The organism is Delftia sp. (assembly GCF_059499305.1).
In genome coordinates this window covers 195,755-211,545 of the sequence record NZ_JCABYI010000032.1, presented here as the reverse complement: position 1 = coordinate 211,545, position 15,791 = coordinate 195,755, and the positions used below count along the sequence as shown (strand labels likewise).

The 15,791-nt window shown below is 69.6% G+C and carries 17 protein-coding genes; 4 read left to right on the top strand and 13 right to left on the bottom strand.

What is annotated here, in order from left to right; genetic code table 11:
- Window positions 1-22: 22 nt before the first annotated feature.
- From AC5I49_RS23155 to AC5I49_RS23125, 7 genes are all read right to left on the bottom strand, one after another.
- The gene (locus AC5I49_RS23155) at window positions 23-781 is read right to left on the bottom strand and encodes an ABC transporter permease (protein ID WP_016452684.1); all 759 of its coding nucleotides are present in this window, start codon (window positions 779-781) and stop codon (window positions 23-25) included.
- Window positions 778-2,019: an ABC transporter substrate-binding protein gene (locus AC5I49_RS23150; RefSeq protein WP_016448371.1), complete on the bottom strand. Its 1,242-nt coding sequence runs from the start codon at window positions 2,017-2,019 to the stop codon at window positions 778-780. Before AC5I49_RS23150 ends, AC5I49_RS23155 begins: the two co-directional genes overlap by 4 nt.
- Before the next feature lie 81 nt (window positions 2,020-2,100).
- Window positions 2,101-2,916 (bottom strand): ABC transporter ATP-binding protein, encoded by an 816-nt coding sequence (locus AC5I49_RS23145; protein WP_016452685.1) that lies wholly within the window; start codon window positions 2,914-2,916, stop codon window positions 2,101-2,103.
- Window positions 2,913-4,010, bottom strand: coding sequence for an acyl-CoA dehydrogenase family protein (locus tag AC5I49_RS23140; RefSeq protein ID WP_495789953.1), 1,098 nt, complete (start codon window positions 4,008-4,010; stop codon window positions 2,913-2,915). The genes AC5I49_RS23145 and AC5I49_RS23140 overlap by 4 nt, the downstream gene beginning before the upstream one ends.
- Window positions 4,000-4,584: a carboxymuconolactone decarboxylase family protein gene (locus AC5I49_RS23135; protein WP_016448373.1), complete on the bottom strand. Its 585-nt coding sequence runs from the start codon at window positions 4,582-4,584 to the stop codon at window positions 4,000-4,002. The genes AC5I49_RS23140 and AC5I49_RS23135 overlap by 11 nt, the downstream gene beginning before the upstream one ends.
- Before the next feature lie 130 nt (window positions 4,585-4,714).
- Entirely contained in the window at window positions 4,715-5,656 is a 942-nt protein-coding gene (locus tag AC5I49_RS23130; protein WP_016448374.1) for an AraC family transcriptional regulator, read from the bottom strand.
- Between the two features lie 142 nt (window positions 5,657-5,798).
- Window positions 5,799-6,827 carry a Bug family tripartite tricarboxylate transporter substrate binding protein gene (locus AC5I49_RS23125; protein ID WP_047474471.1) on the bottom strand — a complete coding sequence of 343 codons (1,029 nt, stop codon included), beginning with the start codon at window positions 6,825-6,827 and terminating at the stop codon, window positions 5,799-5,801.
- A 203-nt stretch (window positions 6,828-7,030) separates the two neighbouring features.
- Here AC5I49_RS23125 and AC5I49_RS23120 point away from each other — a divergent pair, with 203 nt between their 5' ends.
- Complete coding sequence (locus AC5I49_RS23120) at window positions 7,031-8,809, top strand: IlvD/Edd family dehydratase (RefSeq protein ID WP_495789952.1); 1,779 nt, start codon at window positions 7,031-7,033, stop codon at window positions 8,807-8,809.
- A gap of 57 nt (window positions 8,810-8,866) precedes the next feature.
- Entirely contained in the window at window positions 8,867-9,559 is a 693-nt protein-coding gene (locus AC5I49_RS23115) for a GntR family transcriptional regulator (RefSeq protein WP_043821684.1), read from the top strand.
- 31 nt (window positions 9,560-9,590) lie between these two features.
- Here the strand turns inward: AC5I49_RS23115 and AC5I49_RS23110 are convergent, their stop codons facing one another.
- Both AC5I49_RS23110 and AC5I49_RS23105 read right to left on the bottom strand, forming a co-directional pair.
- Entirely contained in the window at window positions 9,591-9,866 is a 276-nt protein-coding gene (locus AC5I49_RS23110) for a ribbon-helix-helix domain-containing protein (protein WP_016448378.1), read from the bottom strand.
- Window positions 9,867-9,932: 66 nt separating this feature from the next.
- On the bottom strand, window positions 9,933-10,766 hold the full coding sequence (locus tag AC5I49_RS23105) for an AraC family transcriptional regulator (RefSeq protein WP_016448379.1): 834 nt from the start codon (window positions 10,764-10,766) through the stop codon (window positions 9,933-9,935).
- Between the two features lie 70 nt (window positions 10,767-10,836).
- Here AC5I49_RS23105 and AC5I49_RS23100 point away from each other — a divergent pair, with 70 nt between their 5' ends.
- Window positions 10,837-11,499 carry a pyridoxamine 5'-phosphate oxidase family protein gene (locus AC5I49_RS23100; RefSeq protein ID WP_495789951.1) on the top strand — a complete coding sequence of 221 codons (663 nt, stop codon included), beginning with the start codon at window positions 10,837-10,839 and terminating at the stop codon, window positions 11,497-11,499.
- A 28-nt stretch (window positions 11,500-11,527) separates the two neighbouring features.
- Window positions 11,528-11,932 carry a hypothetical protein gene (locus AC5I49_RS23095; protein WP_495789950.1) on the top strand — a complete coding sequence of 135 codons (405 nt, stop codon included), beginning with the start codon at window positions 11,528-11,530 and terminating at the stop codon, window positions 11,930-11,932.
- Between the two features lie 57 nt (window positions 11,933-11,989).
- On the opposite strand, the gene AC5I49_RS23090 is transcribed toward AC5I49_RS23095, so the two are convergent.
- From AC5I49_RS23090 to AC5I49_RS23075, 4 genes are all read right to left on the bottom strand, one after another.
- Complete coding sequence (locus AC5I49_RS23090) at window positions 11,990-12,343, bottom strand: hypothetical protein (protein WP_052195878.1); 354 nt, start codon at window positions 12,341-12,343, stop codon at window positions 11,990-11,992.
- Window positions 12,344-13,086: 743 nt separating this feature from the next.
- Window positions 13,087-13,599, bottom strand: a complete 513-nt coding sequence (locus AC5I49_RS23085) for an MgtC/SapB family protein (protein ID WP_016448386.1) — start codon at window positions 13,597-13,599, stop codon at window positions 13,087-13,089.
- Window positions 13,600-13,713: 114 nt separating this feature from the next.
- Window positions 13,714-15,129, bottom strand: a complete 1,416-nt coding sequence (locus AC5I49_RS23080) for a chloride channel protein (protein ID WP_160854327.1) — start codon at window positions 15,127-15,129, stop codon at window positions 13,714-13,716.
- Between the two features lie 275 nt (window positions 15,130-15,404).
- The gene (locus tag AC5I49_RS23075) at window positions 15,405-15,734 is read right to left on the bottom strand and encodes a DHCW motif cupin fold protein (RefSeq protein WP_013800515.1); all 330 of its coding nucleotides are present in this window, start codon (window positions 15,732-15,734) and stop codon (window positions 15,405-15,407) included.
- Window positions 15,735-15,791: the final 57 nt, after the last annotated feature.

Sequence of the window (15,791 nt, the reverse complement as noted above, 5' to 3'; positions counted from 1 at the left end):
TGCCGCCGCCTGCCCGCAGGCCTCAGGCCGAATGCATCCAGCGCTGGTGCAGCCACCGCGCCGCATGGTCCAGCGCATAGCCCAGGGCGCCGATCAGCACCACGGCGGCCATCAGCTCCGAATACGCCAGGCGGTCGCGCGTGTCGAGGATGAAGTAGCCCAGGCCGGCCGAGACGCCCAGCATTTCTGCGGGCACCAGCACGATCCAGATGATGCCGATGGCCAGGCGCACGCCCGTGAGGATCTGGGCCGTGATGCCGGGCAGCACCACGCGCAGCACGGTCTCGGTGCGCGTGGCCGACAGGCTGCGCGCCAGCAGCAGCCAGTTGCGGTCCAGCTGGGCCACGCCGGCCGCCGTGCTCAGCAGGATGGGCCAGACGGCGGCGAAGGCCAGCAGGAAGTACACGGGCGCGTCGCCCACGCCCAGCACCATCACGGCAATGGGCATCCACGACAGCGGCGAGATCATGCGCAGGAACTGGAACACGGGCGAGAACGCCTGCGAGAACCCGCGCGACAGGCCCACCAGCACGCCCAGCGGCACGCCGACCACGAAGGCCAGCAGCAGGCCCACGGCCACGCGCTGCAGGCTCAGCAGGGTGTGCATCCAGATGTCGGCGCCCGTCAGCAGCTGGCCCAGCGCCTGCAGCGAAGGCCAGGGCGCAAAGGCCGCAGCCACGGGCGTGCTGCGCGCCAGCAGCGCGCCGCCCACCCACCACAGGGCCAGGACCAGGGCCGCGCCCAGCAGCGGCAATCCAATACGTCGCAACACCTGGATCACACCACGATGGTTTCGCGGCGCGAGAAATCGGCCGGAATGCCGAAGACCTGCGGGCCGCCCACGGCCTGGATGGCCTTGCGCACGAAGCGGTCGTCCACCAGGTCGGTGGCCGCAAACCTGGGCTCCAGCTTGTCGAGGAAGCGCGTGTCGCCCTCGACCTTGGTGGCCTTGATGGCGCGCACCAGCTGCTCGGTGTACGACGGATAGGGATAGGGCTGGAAGTCGATGCGCCGCTGGTGCCAGCCCTTGTTGACGACCACGCCGCTGGCCTCGTAGCTGGCGTAGTCGGTGGCGGCCAGCACCTTGGACAGCGTCTGCTGCGGATGCGGCGTGTAGCGGCGCTCGCCTGTGCTCGACAGCAGGCGCGCGGCGGCCAGGCGGTTGTCGCGCGTCCACAGCTGGGCCTTGACCACGGCATTGGTCACGCGCTGCGCCCATTCGGGCTTGTCGGCGATATCGCGCTCGGCCAGGAAGGTGACGCAGCAGGCGTGGTCCTTCCAGACATCGCCCGAGAAGCGCAGCATCTTGCCCACGCCCGCGATCTCGGCGGCGGCATTGAAGGGCTCGGCCACGATGAAGCCCGCAATCGACTTGCCGGCCAGGGCCGAGACCATTTCGGCCGGTGCCAGCACGACGAGGTTGACCTCGTTGGCCGCGATGGCGCCGCCGCGCGCCCGCGTCACGGCCGTGAGGCCGGCCTTGCGCAGCACGTCCTGCAGCAGGATGTTGTGGATGGAGTACCAGAACGGGATCGCCACGGTCTTGCCGCCCAGGTCCTGCACCTTCTGGATCTCGGGCAGCACGGTCAGGCCCGAGCCGTTGACGTGGTTCCAGGCCACGATCTTGGCGGGGAACTTGGCGCCGTAGCGCACCCACAGCGTGGAGGGCGTGAGCAGGTGGATGACGTTGACCTGGCCCGAGACAAAGGCCTCGACGATCTGGGCCCAGGAGCGGAACAGGCGCGGAGCCTCGGCCTTGAGGCCTTCGGCCTCGAACAGGCCGTTGCCGTGGGCCACCAGCAGCGGCGTGGCGTCGGTGATGGGCAGGTAGCCGATCTTCACGGGCTGGTCATCGCCCTTGAAGGCCTGGGCGCGCGCATCGCCTGCGGCCAGCAGCGGCGCGGCCACCGAGGCCGTGGCCAGTGCGCCCAGGCGCAGCATGTCGCGCCGCGTAAGGCCGCAGCCGCAGTCCGACGAGGCGCAGATGTGGGTGTAGGAAGGGTGGTCCTGGAAGCTCATGCGAAAGACCTTTCAGAAGAGCATGGTTGAAGTCGAAGAAATGGCGGATCTGCAGGCGGATCGGCAGGCAGGCGAGCCGGATCAGGCCTGGGCCGCATGGCGCACGCCGTGCAGGGCCGAGAGGATGTCCAGCCGCAGCGCGGTCACGGCGGCGGCCTGGTCCTCGCGCGGGCGCGCAATGTCCACGCGCCATTCGCGCACGATGTGGCCGGGCCGCCCGCCCATCAGCAGGATGCGGTCGCCCACGAGGATGGCCTCGTCGATGTCATGCGTGACCAGCAGCGCCGCCGTGTGCCAGCGGTGGACCACGTCCACCATCAGCTCCTGCATCTCGGCGCGCGTGATGGCGTCCAGGGCCGAGAACGGCTCGTCGGCCAGCAGCAGCTGCGGCTCGCGCGCCAGGGCGCGCGCCAGGGCCACGCGCTGGGCCATGCCGCCCGACAGCTGCGAGGGATAGAGCGCGCCGCTGCCGCCCAGGCCCACGGCCTGCAGCGCCTGCTCCACGCGCTGGCGGCGGGCATCGGCCTCCAGCTTCGGCTGTCGCTCGAAGTCCAGGCCGAAGCCCACGTTGCGCCGCGCGTCCAGCCAGGGCAGCAGGCTGGGCTGCTGGAACACGAAGCCCGCGCGCGGGTGCGGCGCGGTCAGCGGCTGTCCGAGGAACTGGAGCTCGCCCCGGCTCCAGGCGCCGCCGTCCGGCGACTCCAGGCCGCCGAGCACGCGCAGCAGCGAGGACTTGCCGCAGCCGCTGCCGCCGAGCAGGCAGACGATCTCGCGCGGGGCAATGCTCAGGGAGATGTCCTCGAACACGGCCTTGCCGGGCGCATAGCCAAAGCCCGCGCCGCGTGCCTGCAGCACGGGCGCGGGAGCGTCAGGGGAGAAAGCTTCCGTCTGGGTCATGAACTGGTGGTTGCCAGGGCCGCGCCAGCCAGCGCACCCTGTAGCTGCGTGACGCTGGGCGTCACGATGGGGATGAAGGCCGCCTCGCGCCAACGGCGCGCAAATCCCAGCGGCTGGTCGCGATGATAAGCGCGCCCGCCACTGGCGTGCAGTTCCAGCTGCAGGGACTGCTGCACGATGTCGTTCAATTCCAGGCGCAGGCGGAACAGGGCTTGAGGTCGGTCAAGAAAACGCCCGTCGGACAGGCCGGCATGCAGCGTGGCCGTGGCCAGTTCCAGCGCGTGGCGCTGCTGCTGCAGCGGGCCGCCCAGCACATCGCGCCCGGCGCCGGCACGGGCCGAGGCCACCGCCAGCGAGGCGCGCGCCAGGCCGATGCACAGCCCCAGCTGCAGGCCCATGAAGGCGGGCCGCACGCGCGGCAGGAAATGGTTGGCGTCGGCATGGATCACATCGGCCGGACCGATCTGCAGCCCCTCGATGGACAGCGCCGCCGTATGGCTGCCGCGCAGCGCGATCAGGTCCAGGTCGGCGCTGCGCTGCAGGCCCGCCGCATCGCCGGGCAGCGCGGCCACGAAGGGCTTTGCACCGTCGCTGCGCGAGACGGCAACGGCCACCACGAAGCGACCCGGCGGCACCAGGTTGGTGGCCCAGGGCACGCGCCCGCGCAGTGCAAGGCCGTCGGCGCCGACAGCGCCGACAGTGCCGACGGGCGTGGCCTCGACCTGCAGGGCCTCGATGCCGCCCAGGTACTTCATGGCGTTGGACAGGCCCGTGGCGCCCGCCTGCGTGCCTTGCAGCAGGCCCGGCAGCCAGCGCTGGCGCAGCGCCGCGTTGGGCGACTGCAGCAGGTATTCGACAAAGGCGCGCTGCGCCCAGAACACGAAGCCCGCCGTCAGCGAATGCCCGGCCACGCCGGCAATGGCCTCCAGCGCATCGCCCAGGCTGCCGCCCTGCCCGCCCTCGGCCACGGGCACGCCCAGGCCGAACAGGCCGTGCTGCGCCAGCCGGGGCAGCACTTCGTGCGCATGCGCGGGGCCTTCGTCCAGGGAGTCGGCATGGGCGTCCAGCCACTGCCGCAGCGAATCAGCCAGCATGTGCGTTCTCCTGCGGTTGTCGGAACTGTTCGGGCAGATAGGGCTGCAGCTGCGGGTTGACGGGGCTTTGCGCCAGGCTGTTGGCAAAGTTGCACAGCGTGGCCAGGCTGATGCCCAGCACCACCTCCAGCGCCTGCTGCTCGCTCAGGCCGGCCGCATGGAAGGCGGCCAGGGCCTCGTCGGCGACGGCGCCGCGCGTGGCGATCACGGCTTCGGCAAAGCGGCGCACGGCGTCCAGGCGGGGCTGGCCCGTGTCGCGGCCGTCCTGCAGCGCCACCACCTCGGCCTGGGTCAGGCCGGCCTGCTTGAAGGCCAGCTTGGTGTGGCCGGCCACGCAGAAGTCGCAGCCATGGATGCGCGCCGCCGTGATCTGCACCACCTCGCGCTCGGCCAGCGTGAGCTGGGCGCGCGCGTTGATCTGGCCCACGGTCACATAGGTCTCCAGCGCCTGGGGCGAGTTGGCCAGGATGGCGATCAGGTTGGGCAGGAATCCGTTGCCGGCCAGGGCGCGCTCCACGAAGGGGCGGCTGGCTTCAGGAGCGGTTTGCGGGGTGTGCAGGGTCAGGCGTGCCATGGTGCTTTGCAGGAATGAAGGAATGCCTTCATGATCAGCCGCGCCCCCCTTGCCATCAATGCCGCCGCGTCGCGGATTTATGCCCGAACGTGTCAACCCGCAGGCAGATGCGGCGGGCCCGGATGGCGGCTCAGCAGCAGCGTGCCTGCGCGCGCTGCCAGGCGCCGGGCTGCTCGCCCATCACGCGCTTGAAGGCGCGCGAGAAAGCCGCATAGGACTCGTAGCCCACGGCCTCGGCCACCTGGCCTATCGCCTCGCCCTGGGCCAGGCGGCGCGCGGCCAGCTGCATGCGCAGCAGCAGCAGGAATTGCTGGGGTGGCTGGCCGCAGGCCTCGGCGAACTGCCGAAAGAACGTGGCGCGCGACAGGCACACGCGCGCGGCCATGTCGGCCACGCTCCAGTTGCGGGCCGGCTCGCGCAGCAGCTCGGCCACCAGCGGCGCAAAGCCCGGCCGGCGCAGCAGGCTCCAGATGCCGCGCGCCCGCGCATCGCCATGCGCGAGCTGGCGCAGGCCGTAGAAGAACAGCAGGCCCACCAGCCGGTCCATCACGGCCGAGGGCTCGGTGCCCGTGCGCAGCGCCTCGGCGCGCATCAGGTCGAACAGCATGGAGGCGCCGCTCATCGCATGGTCGTCGCCGCGCAGCACCAGGTGGTCGGGGAAGGCATCGACCAGCAGGCCGCGCATGGGGCCCTCGAAGGTGAAGAAGCCGCAGGCCAGCGCCGTCTCTCCGATGCCGGCATCGCCCGTGGCGGGGCGCATGGCCTGCGGGGCGCAGGCCATGTCCGGGTCGGCATAGGGCGAGATGAAATGCGGCACGTCGCGCGAGAGGAACACGCCGTCGCGCGGCTGCAGCTCCACCGAGGGCTGGCCCGGCAGGTGCAGCCAGCAGCGCCCGTCCAGAATCAGGTGAAAGCTGGCCCGCGCGCGCCCCGCCGTGGAGGCCCGCCAGCGCCCGCAGTACTGCCCCACATGGAAAACGCTGGCGCGCCATTGCAGGCCGTTGAGCAGGCCGTCGATGACACGATCGACCTGCGCTTCGGCCGCGCTGTCGGGGACTGGGTCGGGTAGCACAGTGGTACAGGCCAAGCAGTGAAGGGAATGCGGCCGGCCAGTATCGCCACGATGCAGGCGCGGGGGAACGAATCTTTGGGCATATGCTTGTGCCCTTCCCGATATCAGCGCGGCCCCACCCGGCCCCGCCCCGCACCCGGCCTCAGTCCGGCTTGATATCCGACTCCTTGATCACGGCCGACCAGCGGCCCACCTCCTTGGCGATCTGCATGCGCGCCTCGGCAGGCGTGGTGAAGGTGGGCATGGCGCCCTGGGCGACCAGGGCGTCCTTCACTTCCTGCTGCCCCATCACCTCCTTGAGCGCGCCGCTGAGCCGGGCGACGATGGGCGCGGGCGTGCCCGCAGGCGCCAGCAGGCCGAACATCGACGTCACCTCGAAGCCCGACAGCCCGGCCTCGGCCGTGGTGGGAATGTCGGCAATGGAGGGCACGCGCTGCGCCGTGGTCACGGCCAGGCCGCGCAGCCGCCCGCCCTTGATGAAGCCCTGCGTGGCGGGCAGGGTGTCGAACACCACATCCACCTGGCCGCCCATGAGGTCGTTGAGCGCGGGCGTGCTGCCCTTGTAGGGCACGTGCGTCAGCGGCACGCCGGCCTGCCGCTTGAACAGCTCGGCCGCCAGGTGCTGGGGTGAGCCATTGCCCGAGGAGCCGTAGTTCAGCCCGCCCGGCTTCGCTTTGGCCAGCGCGATGAACTCCGCCAGATTGGCCGACGTCACCGACGGCCCCACGGTGATCACCAGCGGCACGCGGCCCACCACGGCTATGGGCGCGAAGCTCTTGTCCATGGTGAAGCCCGCCGTGGCAGGCATGAGCACGCTGTTGATGGAATGGCTGGTCAGCGCGCCCAGCAGCAGCGTATAGCCATCGGGCCTTTCCTTGGCCACGGCTGCGGCGCCCAGGTTGCCGGCCGCGCCGGCCCGGTTCTCCACCACCACGGGCTGGCCCAGCGCCAGCGAGAGCCTTTGCCCCACCACGCGGCCGATCACGTCGGTGGCGCCCCCGGGCGTGTACGGAACGACCAGCTTGATGGGCCGGGCCGGATAGGCGCCGTCGGCCAGCGCGGGCGTGGCCAGGCCTGGGCCCAGCGCCAGCAAAGCCAGCAGCGCCGCAGCCAGGGCGGCGCGCCGGTTGGGCGCATGAATGCGACGGATGCGGGATGCAGCAACAACCATGGGTGTCTCCTCCTTTTGTCTTGTGTCGGAAAAACATGCCCGGCACGCACGCCGGACACGGCTGCATGGTTGGCCAGATAGATTATTAATAACATAGGTGATAACTACGATAATAATCCGCGGTATCCGCCGCTATCCTGCCCCACGACAAGGCAGCGCCCGCCTTCCGACCCCGCCAAGACCCTCTGCAAAGCACCCCACCCATGACCGACCCCAAGACTCCCGATGGCGCTCCAGGCCATGACATCGCCCCCGCCGATGCGGCCACGGGCATCTCCAAGGGCCTGACCAACTACGGCGACCGCGGCTTTTCGCTGTTCCTGCGCAAGGCCTTCATCAAGGGCGCGGGCTACACGGACTCGGCGCTGCAGCGGCCCGTCATAGGCATCACCAACACGGGCAGCAGCTACAACCCCTGCCACGGCAATGCGCCCCAGCTGATCGAGGCAGTCAAGCGCGGCATCCTCATGGCGGGCGGCCTGCCCATGGACTTCCCCACCATCTCGGTGCACGAAAGCTTCTCGGCGCCGACCAGCATGTACCTGCGCAACCTCATGTCCATGGACACCGAGGAGATGATCCGCGCCCAGCCCATGGATGCCATCGTGCTCATCGGCGGCTGCGACAAGACGGTGCCGGCCCAGTTGATGGGCGCGGCCTCGGCCGGCATCCCGGCCATCCAGCTGATCACCGGGTCGATGCTCACCGGCTCGCACCGCAGCGAGCGCGTGGGCGCCTGCACGGACTGCCGCCGCTACTGGGGCAAGTTCCGCGCCGAAGAGATCGACGCCGAAGAGATCGCCGACGTGAACAACCAGCTGGTGGCCAGCGTGGGCACCTGCTCGGTCATGGGCACGGCCAGCACCATGGCCTGCATTGCCGAGGCGCTGGGCATGACCGTGCCCGGCGGCGCCTCGCCCCCCGCCGTCACGGCCGACCGCATCCGCATTGCCGAGCAGACCGGCACCGAGGCCGTGCGCATGGCGCGCGAGGGCCTGACCATCGACAAAATCCTCACGCCCGCCGCCTTCGAGAACGCCATGCGCGTGCTGCTGGCCATCGGCGGCTCCACCAACGGGCTCGTGCACCTGGCCGCCATCGCGGGGCGCATGGGCTATGACATCGACCTGCAGGCCCTGGACCGCATGGGCCGCGACACGCCCGTGCTGCTGGACCTCAAGCCCTCGGGCGACCACTACATGGAGGACTTCCACCACGCGGGCGGCATGGCCACGCTGCTGCGCGAGCTCAAGCCCCTGCTGAACCTGGACGCCCTCACCGTCACCGGCCGCACGCTGGGCGAAGAGATCGATCGCGCCGGCCCCGGCTTTGCGCAGGACGTGGTGCGCCCGCGCTCCAACCCCATCTACCCGCAGGGCGGCATCGCCGTGCTGCGCGGCAACCTCGCGCCGGGCGGCGCCATCATCAAGCAGTCGGCCGCCCATCCCCGGCTCATGGAGCACGAAGGCCGCGCCGTGGTCTTCGAGAACGCGGCCGACCTGGCCCACCGCATCGACAGCGACGACCTGGACGTGACGGCCGACGACATCCTCGTGCTCAAGAACATCGGCCCCAAGGGCGCGCCCGGCATGCCCGAGGCCGGCTACATCCCCATCCCGCGCAAGCTGGCGCGGGCCGGCGTCAAGGACATCGTGCGCATCTCCGACGGGCGCATGAGCGGCACGGCCTTCGGCACCATCGTGCTGCACGTCACGCCGGAGTCGGCTGTGGGCGGCCCGCTCGCCCATGTGCACAACGGCGACCGCATCACGCTGTCGGTGGTGCGGCGCGAGCTCACGCTGCAGGTCAGCGACGAGGAACTGGCCCGCCGCGCCCGGCTCCACCCCGTGACCGAGCCCACGGCCGAGCGCGGCTACCGCAAGCTCTTTCTCACCACCGTGAACCAGGCCGACCAGGGCGTGGACTTCGACTTCCTACGCTGCGCCACCGAACGCGGCACCATTCCCGGCCCGCGTGAATAGTCGGCGCAGGCGGTCAATTCGGACAAAATGGCGTCTTTGTCCCAACCGCCTGTCTTGATGGTCGCTGCCGCCTCACTGCCGATTTCCCTGGATGCCGAACCCGCCCCCGCAGCCGACGCCCTGGGCGCCATGGTGGCCGCGCTGGAAGAGGACGTGGTCTTCGGCCGGCTGCACCCGCGCGAGCGCCTGGTCGAAGACGACCTCATGGCCCGCTTCGACGTCAAGCGCCACATCGCCCGCGAGGCCCTGGCCGCGCTGGACCGCATGGGCCTCATCGAGCGCCGCAAGAACGTCGGCGCCCTGGTGCGCTCCTTCTCCACCCAGGAAGTGCAGGAACTGTACGAGCTGCGCGGCATGCTCGAAGTGGAGGCCGCGCGCAAGATCCCCCTGCCCGTGCCGGCCGAGAGGCTCGAACGCCTGACCTCCATCCAGCAGCAGCACGACGCCGCCGTGGCCGAAGGCAACGCGCGCCTGGTGTTCCGCATCAACCTGGCCTTTCACCAGGAACTGTTTGCGCTGGCGGGCAACGACACGCTGCACAAGGCCATCACCGAATACGCGCGCCAGACGCACCCCATCCGCTTCGCCTCCCTGGTCTCGGCCGACTACCGCGAGCGCGCACGCCAGGAACACTGGCAAATGATCGAAGCCCTGCGCGCCCAGGACCGCGACGCCCTGGTCCGCCTGTGCGCCGAGCACCTGCTGCCCTCGCGCGATGCGTATCTGAATGCGCAGTTGCAGCGGTTGTAGGCGAAGTCACCCAGGAGCGACGCGGGCAGCGTCACGCGCCGTTGCCGCCGCTGCGCTCGGCAGCCAGACGCTCCCGCAACTGGCCGAGGGTGACGGCGCTGGAGGGATCAGCCCTCAAGGCGTCATAAGCAGGGCCTACCTCCAGGTGCAGCCAGCTATCCAGGCCGCGATCCTTGTCCATCAGCGCTTTCAACCCCGCGCAGATCACCTCGCTTTCGCTGGCGTACTCACCGGCCCTCACTTTGGCCCTGACCGCATCGGCGATGTCATTGGGCAAGGTGATGCTCATTTGCTGAGTGGTCTGCATGGGAGGCTCCCTGTAGGCAAGTGAGTGATCCTACTTTCATGTGGCAATCCAGTCGCCGACCCCGCCTCAGCTTGCACTCGCCCCCAACCTCCCCCGGTACGCCGCAGGCGTCTCCCCGAACGTGCGCCGGAACAAGCCGATGAAGGCGCTGGCCGTGGCGTAGCCCAGGTCCAGCGCGATGTTCGTTACAGGCGCGCCGGCGGCCAGCATCTCCAGCGAGCGCATCAGCCGCGCGCGCTGGCGCCAGGCGGTGAAGCTGAAGCCCGTCTCCGAGACAAAGCGCCGGCTCAGCGTGCGCGAGCTGACTGCGGCCCAGCGCGCCCAGGCCTCCAGGTCGCGGGCATCGGCCGGGTCGGCGATCAGTGCGCGGGCGATGCGCTGCAGGCGCGGGTCGGCGGGCAGGGGCAGGCCCAGGGGCTCCACGGGCAGGGTGCGGATCTCGTCCAGGATCACCGCCATCACATGGGCGCGGGCCTGGTCCGCCGAAGGGCCTGGTTGCACGGGCTGCGTTGTGGGCACGCCTTGCTGCCATCCCCAGCCGGCGGCGCGCAGCACGGCCTCGCGCAACAGGCCCGAGGTGCGGATGGCGCAGGGCCGCTGCGGCAGGTCGGCGCAGGCCGGCTCCGCCACATAGACGCTCCAGCCGTGGAAGGGACCATGGGAGCGGCCCGAATGCAGCTGGTGCGGCGGCAGCCACACGGCATGGATGGCGGGCACCACCCAGACCGCGTCTTCCACGCCCACCGACAGCAGCCCGCGCAGCGAGCCGAACAGCTGGCCGCGCGCGTGGCGGTGCGGCTCGGAGGCCAGCTCCTCGTCCTGGTTGCCCACGGCCGCGATCAGCACGGGGCCATCGGCACGGTTCACATGGCTGACCAGTTCAAGAATGGCATCGGGCATGGCGTCTTTGAGCTATTTGTTGGCTGATCCAGTCTACAGCCGCCAACGCCTTTGTTCTTACGCTTGTGCCATGCACACAGACAACACCGCCCTTGCAGACCCGCCAGGCCCGGCCATCGACCTGGACTTGCTCTACGCCGCCCCGGCAGAAAGAATCCAGAAGGCCGTGCGCGACCGCCTGTCCGACTTCCACGAGGCCTATCTGCGCCAGGCCAGCTTCTTTTGCCTGGCCACGGCCGGCGAACGCGGCCTGGATGCCTCGCCGCGCGGCGGGCCACCCGGCTTTGTGCAGGTGCTGGACGAGCGCACCGTGGCCTTTGCCGACTGGCCCGGCAACAACCGCATCGAATCCCTGCGCAACCTGCAGGCCGATGACCGCCTGGCCATGCTCTTCCTGTTCCCGGGACTGGACATCTTCCTGCGCATCAACGGGCGCGGCCGCATCTCCACCGACCCCCATCTGCTGCAGGAGCTGAGCGAAGGCCGGGGCACGCCCAAGACCGCCACCGTGGTGCTGGTCGACGAGGTGCTGCTGCACTGCGGCAAGGCCATCCACCGCTCCGGCCTGTGGAATCCGTCAAGCCAGCTGGACCGCACCGCCCTGCCCTCCGTGGGCCAGATGATGGCCGCCCTCACGCAGTTGGCCGATGCCACGGCGCCCGCCATGGATGCCGCCCAACAGGAACAGGCCGACGCCCACTACGCCCATGCGGTCAGGAACGACCTGTACTGATGCCCTGCTTTTTCCCAGGAACCATGACATGCTGATCGATACCTCCCGCTTTCCCCTGGTCTACCTGCGCGAACCCGAAGCGCAGGCACCTGCAGACGCAGGTAAAGGCAATGACGCATCGGCCGAAGCCCAGATCGAATCCCTGCTCGACCAGGGCCGGCAATTCGTGCTGCTCACCGACCACCTGCCCGGCGACCACCCCGAGGAAAGCCACGAAGAACGCAAGCAGCGCGCCCTGTTCTTCAAGCGCAACCGCGAACGCATGCGCCAGCTGTGCCGGGGCATGGTCGTCATCACGGGCGAGCGCGCCGTGCCAATGGCCCTGCGCCTGGCTCTGCAGGGCATGGGCAAGGCGCTGGGCATGCGGGTTGCGTTCGTGCAGGGGGAGGATGAGGCGCAGGCGTGCTCGCGGGAGCTGCTGGCCAGCGCCTGAGCAGGCGCCGGCCCCCCCAGCGCGCACCTGGCCCGGTACACGCTGCACGCTGCGGCGCTAAGCCGCCGAATCCCGCAAGGCCTGCGCCACGCGCGCCTCATCGGCTGCCTTCTCGGCCTCGCGCAGCCGCCGTTGGGCCAGATTGCGGTACGTGCTGCCTGCCGAGATCGCCTTGCTTCTGGAACAGTCGCCCGTGAACAGGGCGTTGTGGCGAATCATCTTCAAGGCCTCGGCCACCACGTCCAGCCGCTGGCAGCCCTCCGGCGTCTCCAGCCACTTCAAGGCCATCTGCGCTGTGGCCGAGATCTCGGCGCAGCCCTCATCCACCAGCTTGTGGATCTCGGAGATATCGCGCGTCAGCCGCTCGATCCTGGCGGCCGAGGTCTTGGCCTGTTCCTTGGTCTGCTTCATGGCTGCGCCCTCCGTGCGAGGGTGTTTGAGAGCTGCGCCAGACCGCAAGACAGAGAGGGCTGAAGTGAAGAAATTACCGTGGCCGTGCAGGCCATCGGGCGAGAGACATTCGCCATGGTTTCGTACTCCTGTGTGAGACGGAAACCACCAGCCCGCGTTCTTACGCGCAGACAGGTGGACGGGATGTTAAGAACACATACACAGACGTGCGGACGCCCTTACGGGTAGCCCCATCCCGCCCAAAACCGCATGGACGAGCGGGCGCGATGCCCACTCGTTCGAGTGTTCAGACGTGACAAGGCCTCGCTATCGGGGAGGCTCTTCCGCTGTGTATGTGAGGTGTTCTTACGCACCAGCCCCTGGACGGGGGGCCGACGCAGATGATAGAGGCTTCCGAGGCCAAACTACGCGATCACACCACTCAACTACCTGGGCAACGACCTGTCCAACCCCGCCTGCAACCGGGAAACGCGCCTGAACAGCTTTGCGCTGGGCGACACGCTGTCGCTCATGGGTAGCCGCACGCTGGTGATGGCCGGCGTACGCCGCCAGAGTGGATTTCCAAAGGCATGCGTGCATGGCCAGGCAAAGCCATGCTCGAACGCGACTGCCCATCGGGAATTGGCCAACGCTTCGCAGGCTTCACTGCCTGGGTTCGTGATGTTTGCCATGTTCGCGCAGCACGAACATCGGGAAAAAGCGAACAAAGCCTGAATACCAGCCTGCAGGCCGCAGCCCCCCCCTCAGGTCTCGCGCGGCTTGGTGTCCGGCTCCGCGTCATCGTGCGGCGGCGGCGCACTGACCACATGCGGCAGCATCACGAGGATGACGATGGCCAGCAGCGTGGCCAGCAGCGCGATGGCTTCGCGCCCCAGGCCGCAGGCCACGCCGATGGCGGCCGTCATCCAGATGCCGGCTGCCGTGGTCAGGCCCTGCACCTGTTCCTCGGAGTGGCGCTTGATGATGGCGCCCGCGCCCAGGAAGCCTACGCCGGCCACCACGCCCTGGATCACGCGGCTCATGTCGGCAATGTCCATGCCGCCGCGCTCGGGCACCAGCACGAACAGCGCCGCGCCCATGGCCACCAGCATGTGGGTGCGCAGGCCTGCGGCCTTGCCCTTGTGCTCGCGCTCGTAGCCGACGATGCCGCCCAGCAGCGCCGCCAGCAGCAGGCGCACCATGACGCGCGTGACCTCGGCCGCATCGGGCAGGCTGGAAAATTCCTCGACCAGGGTGTTGGCCACTTCCTCCCACATGGCGCGTTCCTTTCCTTGGGTTTGCGTCCGGACTCAGGAAGGGAGCATGGCGTGGCGTGCAGCACACCCAGGCCATCGGCATTCGCCATTGGCTGTCAGCCAAGCGCGCCCGCTTCAGGCGCCTGCGGGCTTGTCCTGGTCCTTCGGGGGAGAGGCCTGCTCGGGCACCGGTGCGGGTGCCGACGCAGGAGCAGGTGCAGGTGCAGGTGCAGGTGCAGGTGCGACCACCATGCTCAGCATGTGCTGGGCCAGCGTCTCGTACAGCGGCCGGGCCAGCATGCGCGAGACCAGGCTGGCCAGCATGGCCGCCGCCATGAGGCTGAGCACCATGGAGTGGCCGTCCACCATCTCCATGACGATGATGAAGGCCGTCAGCGGCGCCTGCGTCACGGCGGCCAGGAAGGCGGCCATGCCCATGGCGATGAGGGCGGGCGCGATGTCTGCGCCCATGAGGCCGGCCACGTTGTGGCCCACGCCCGCGCCAATCGACAGCGAGGGCGCGAAGATGCCGCCCGGCACGCCCACCCAGGCCGACAGCCAGGTGGCGATGAACTTCAGGGTGACGTAGAACGAAGGCACGTCGGCCTGGCCCGCCAGCATGTGCTTGACGGCTTCCGAGCCCGCGCCGAAGGTGGCGCCGCCCGTGACCATGCCGATGACGGCGATCACCAGCGCGACCGCCGCCGCGAAGCGGATGGGAAAGCGCGCGCGCAGCTGGTTGAGCCGCTCGGGCGCGCGGGTCAGCGAGGCGGCCAGCAGCTTGGCGAAGAGGCCTCCCAGCACGCCGCAGGCCAGGGTCACGCACAGGCCCGGCAGCAGCGCGTCCCAGGTCAGGTGGGGCACCTGGATGCGGCCGAAATAGCTGAGGTTGCCGAAGGCCGACACGCCCATCAGGCCGGCCAGCACGATGGCCGCGATGATCAGGCCGCTGGAGCGTGACTCCAGCTTGCGCGACAGCTCCTCGATGGCGAAGACCACGCCGGCCAGCGGCGCGTTGAAGGCCGCCGCAATGCCGGCCGCGCCGCCGGCCACCAGCAGCGCATGGTGGCTGATGCCCGAATGCGGGCCGAACCAGCGCCGCGCATGGTGCATGACACCGGCGGCCACCTGCACCGACGGCCCCTCGCGCCCGATGGACAGCCCCGCCGCAAAGCCTGCGCTGGCCAGCGCCATCTTGGCGAAGGACAGCCACAGCGACACGAAGCGCCCGCGCTGCGTGGAGTCCAGCGCCGGGTCCAGCGTGGCGATCACCTGCGGAATGCCCGATCCCGCCGCACCCGGCGCCCAGCGCCGCGTGAGCCACACGGCGCCCGCCGTGACGGCAGGCATCCACAGCAGAACCGCCCAGCCGCCCTGCCAGTGGTAGATGCTCTCGAAGAATTCGAAGCCCGCGTCCGCCATCAGCGTGAAGGCCACCACGCACAGCCCGGCGGCGGCGGCATAGGCCAGCACGATGGTGCGGTCCAGCCAGCGCCTGCCGTCCCGGAATTCCTGGTTCAGGTTGTGGAGGAAGTCGGGTTCTTGCTGCATCGCGTGAAGAGGCTGGGCGAAAGCTCTTCATTGTGCACAAGCCCGGCCACAGGGGCTGTCGCCATCGGCAATGCCTACTTCGCCGCTGAGTTGATGGCCGATGACTGTGTACCTGGAGAGCCGTCCGTCAGGCATTCCACCACCCGGGCATGGGCAACCTGGCAACCCGTGCCGTACGCCACTCAATGACGGCACGTTTGCGCAGCTCTCGCCCGCGCCGGCGCGAACCTGTCGCAGACCTGCAGCGCGCTGCCGTGCCGATCGTGCCTGCAGGTTCAGTCCACCACGAAGAGCCTGGCGCCCTTGGGCGAGCGCGAGCGGTGCGGCTCGGCGTTGTCCGCCACCTGGTAGCTCATGCCGGGCGTCAGCGTGAAGCGGCGGCCGTCCGCCAGTTCGGTCTCCAGTTCCCCTTCCAGGCACAGCAGCACATGGCCCTTGGTGCACCAGTGGTCGGAGACATAGCCGGGCGTGTACTCCACCGTGCGCACGCGGATGTTGCCGAAGTTCTGCGTGCGCCAGAACGCCTGGCCGGCCTCGGCCGAATGCTCGGTGGGCGCCACGGCGGCCCAGTCGGTGGTGTTGAAGGGGATGTTGTCCATCTGCATGGCGGGATTCCTTGATGAAGGGGGTGTACAGCGTGGGGGCCGGCGTCGGCAGCAGCC

What these genes read in the sequence shown, in the direction of transcription:
- AC5I49_RS23150 (WP_016448371.1), bottom strand. Translation starts at nt 2,019, where the DNA reads ATGAGCTTCCAGGACCACCCTTCCTACACCCACATCTGCGCCTCGTCG.
- AC5I49_RS23145 (WP_016452685.1), bottom strand. Translation starts at nt 2,916, where the DNA reads ATGACCCAGACGGAAGCTTTCTCCCCTGACGCTCCCGCGCCCGTGCTG.
- AC5I49_RS23140 (WP_495789953.1), bottom strand. Translation starts at nt 4,010, where the DNA reads ATGCTGGCTGATTCGCTGCGGCAGTGGCTGGACGCCCATGCCGACTCC.
- AC5I49_RS23135 (WP_016448373.1), bottom strand. Translation starts at nt 4,584, where the DNA reads ATGGCACGCCTGACCCTGCACACCCCGCAAACCGCTCCTGAAGCCAGC.
- AC5I49_RS23125 (WP_047474471.1), bottom strand. Translation starts at nt 6,827, where the DNA reads ATGGTTGTTGCTGCATCCCGCATCCGTCGCATTCATGCGCCCAACCGG.
- AC5I49_RS23120 (WP_495789952.1), top strand. Translation starts at nt 7,031, where the DNA reads ATGACCGACCCCAAGACTCCCGATGGCGCTCCAGGCCATGACATCGCC.
- AC5I49_RS23115 (WP_043821684.1), top strand. Translation starts at nt 8,867, where the DNA reads ATGGTCGCTGCCGCCTCACTGCCGATTTCCCTGGATGCCGAACCCGCC.
- AC5I49_RS23110 (WP_016448378.1), bottom strand. Translation starts at nt 9,866, where the DNA reads ATGCAGACCACTCAGCAAATGAGCATCACCTTGCCCAATGACATCGCC.
- AC5I49_RS23105 (WP_016448379.1), bottom strand. Translation starts at nt 10,766, where the DNA reads ATGCCCGATGCCATTCTTGAACTGGTCAGCCATGTGAACCGTGCCGAT.
- AC5I49_RS23100 (WP_495789951.1), top strand. Translation starts at nt 10,837, where the DNA reads ATGCACACAGACAACACCGCCCTTGCAGACCCGCCAGGCCCGGCCATC.
- AC5I49_RS23095 (WP_495789950.1), top strand. Translation starts at nt 11,528, where the DNA reads ATGCTGATCGATACCTCCCGCTTTCCCCTGGTCTACCTGCGCGAACCC.
- AC5I49_RS23090 (WP_052195878.1), bottom strand. Translation starts at nt 12,343, where the DNA reads ATGAAGCAGACCAAGGAACAGGCCAAGACCTCGGCCGCCAGGATCGAG.
- AC5I49_RS23085 (WP_016448386.1), bottom strand. Translation starts at nt 13,599, where the DNA reads ATGTGGGAGGAAGTGGCCAACACCCTGGTCGAGGAATTTTCCAGCCTG.
- AC5I49_RS23080 (WP_160854327.1), bottom strand. Translation starts at nt 15,129, where the DNA reads ATGCAGCAAGAACCCGACTTCCTCCACAACCTGAACCAGGAATTCCGG.
- AC5I49_RS23075 (WP_013800515.1), bottom strand. Translation starts at nt 15,734, where the DNA reads ATGCAGATGGACAACATCCCCTTCAACACCACCGACTGGGCCGCCGTG.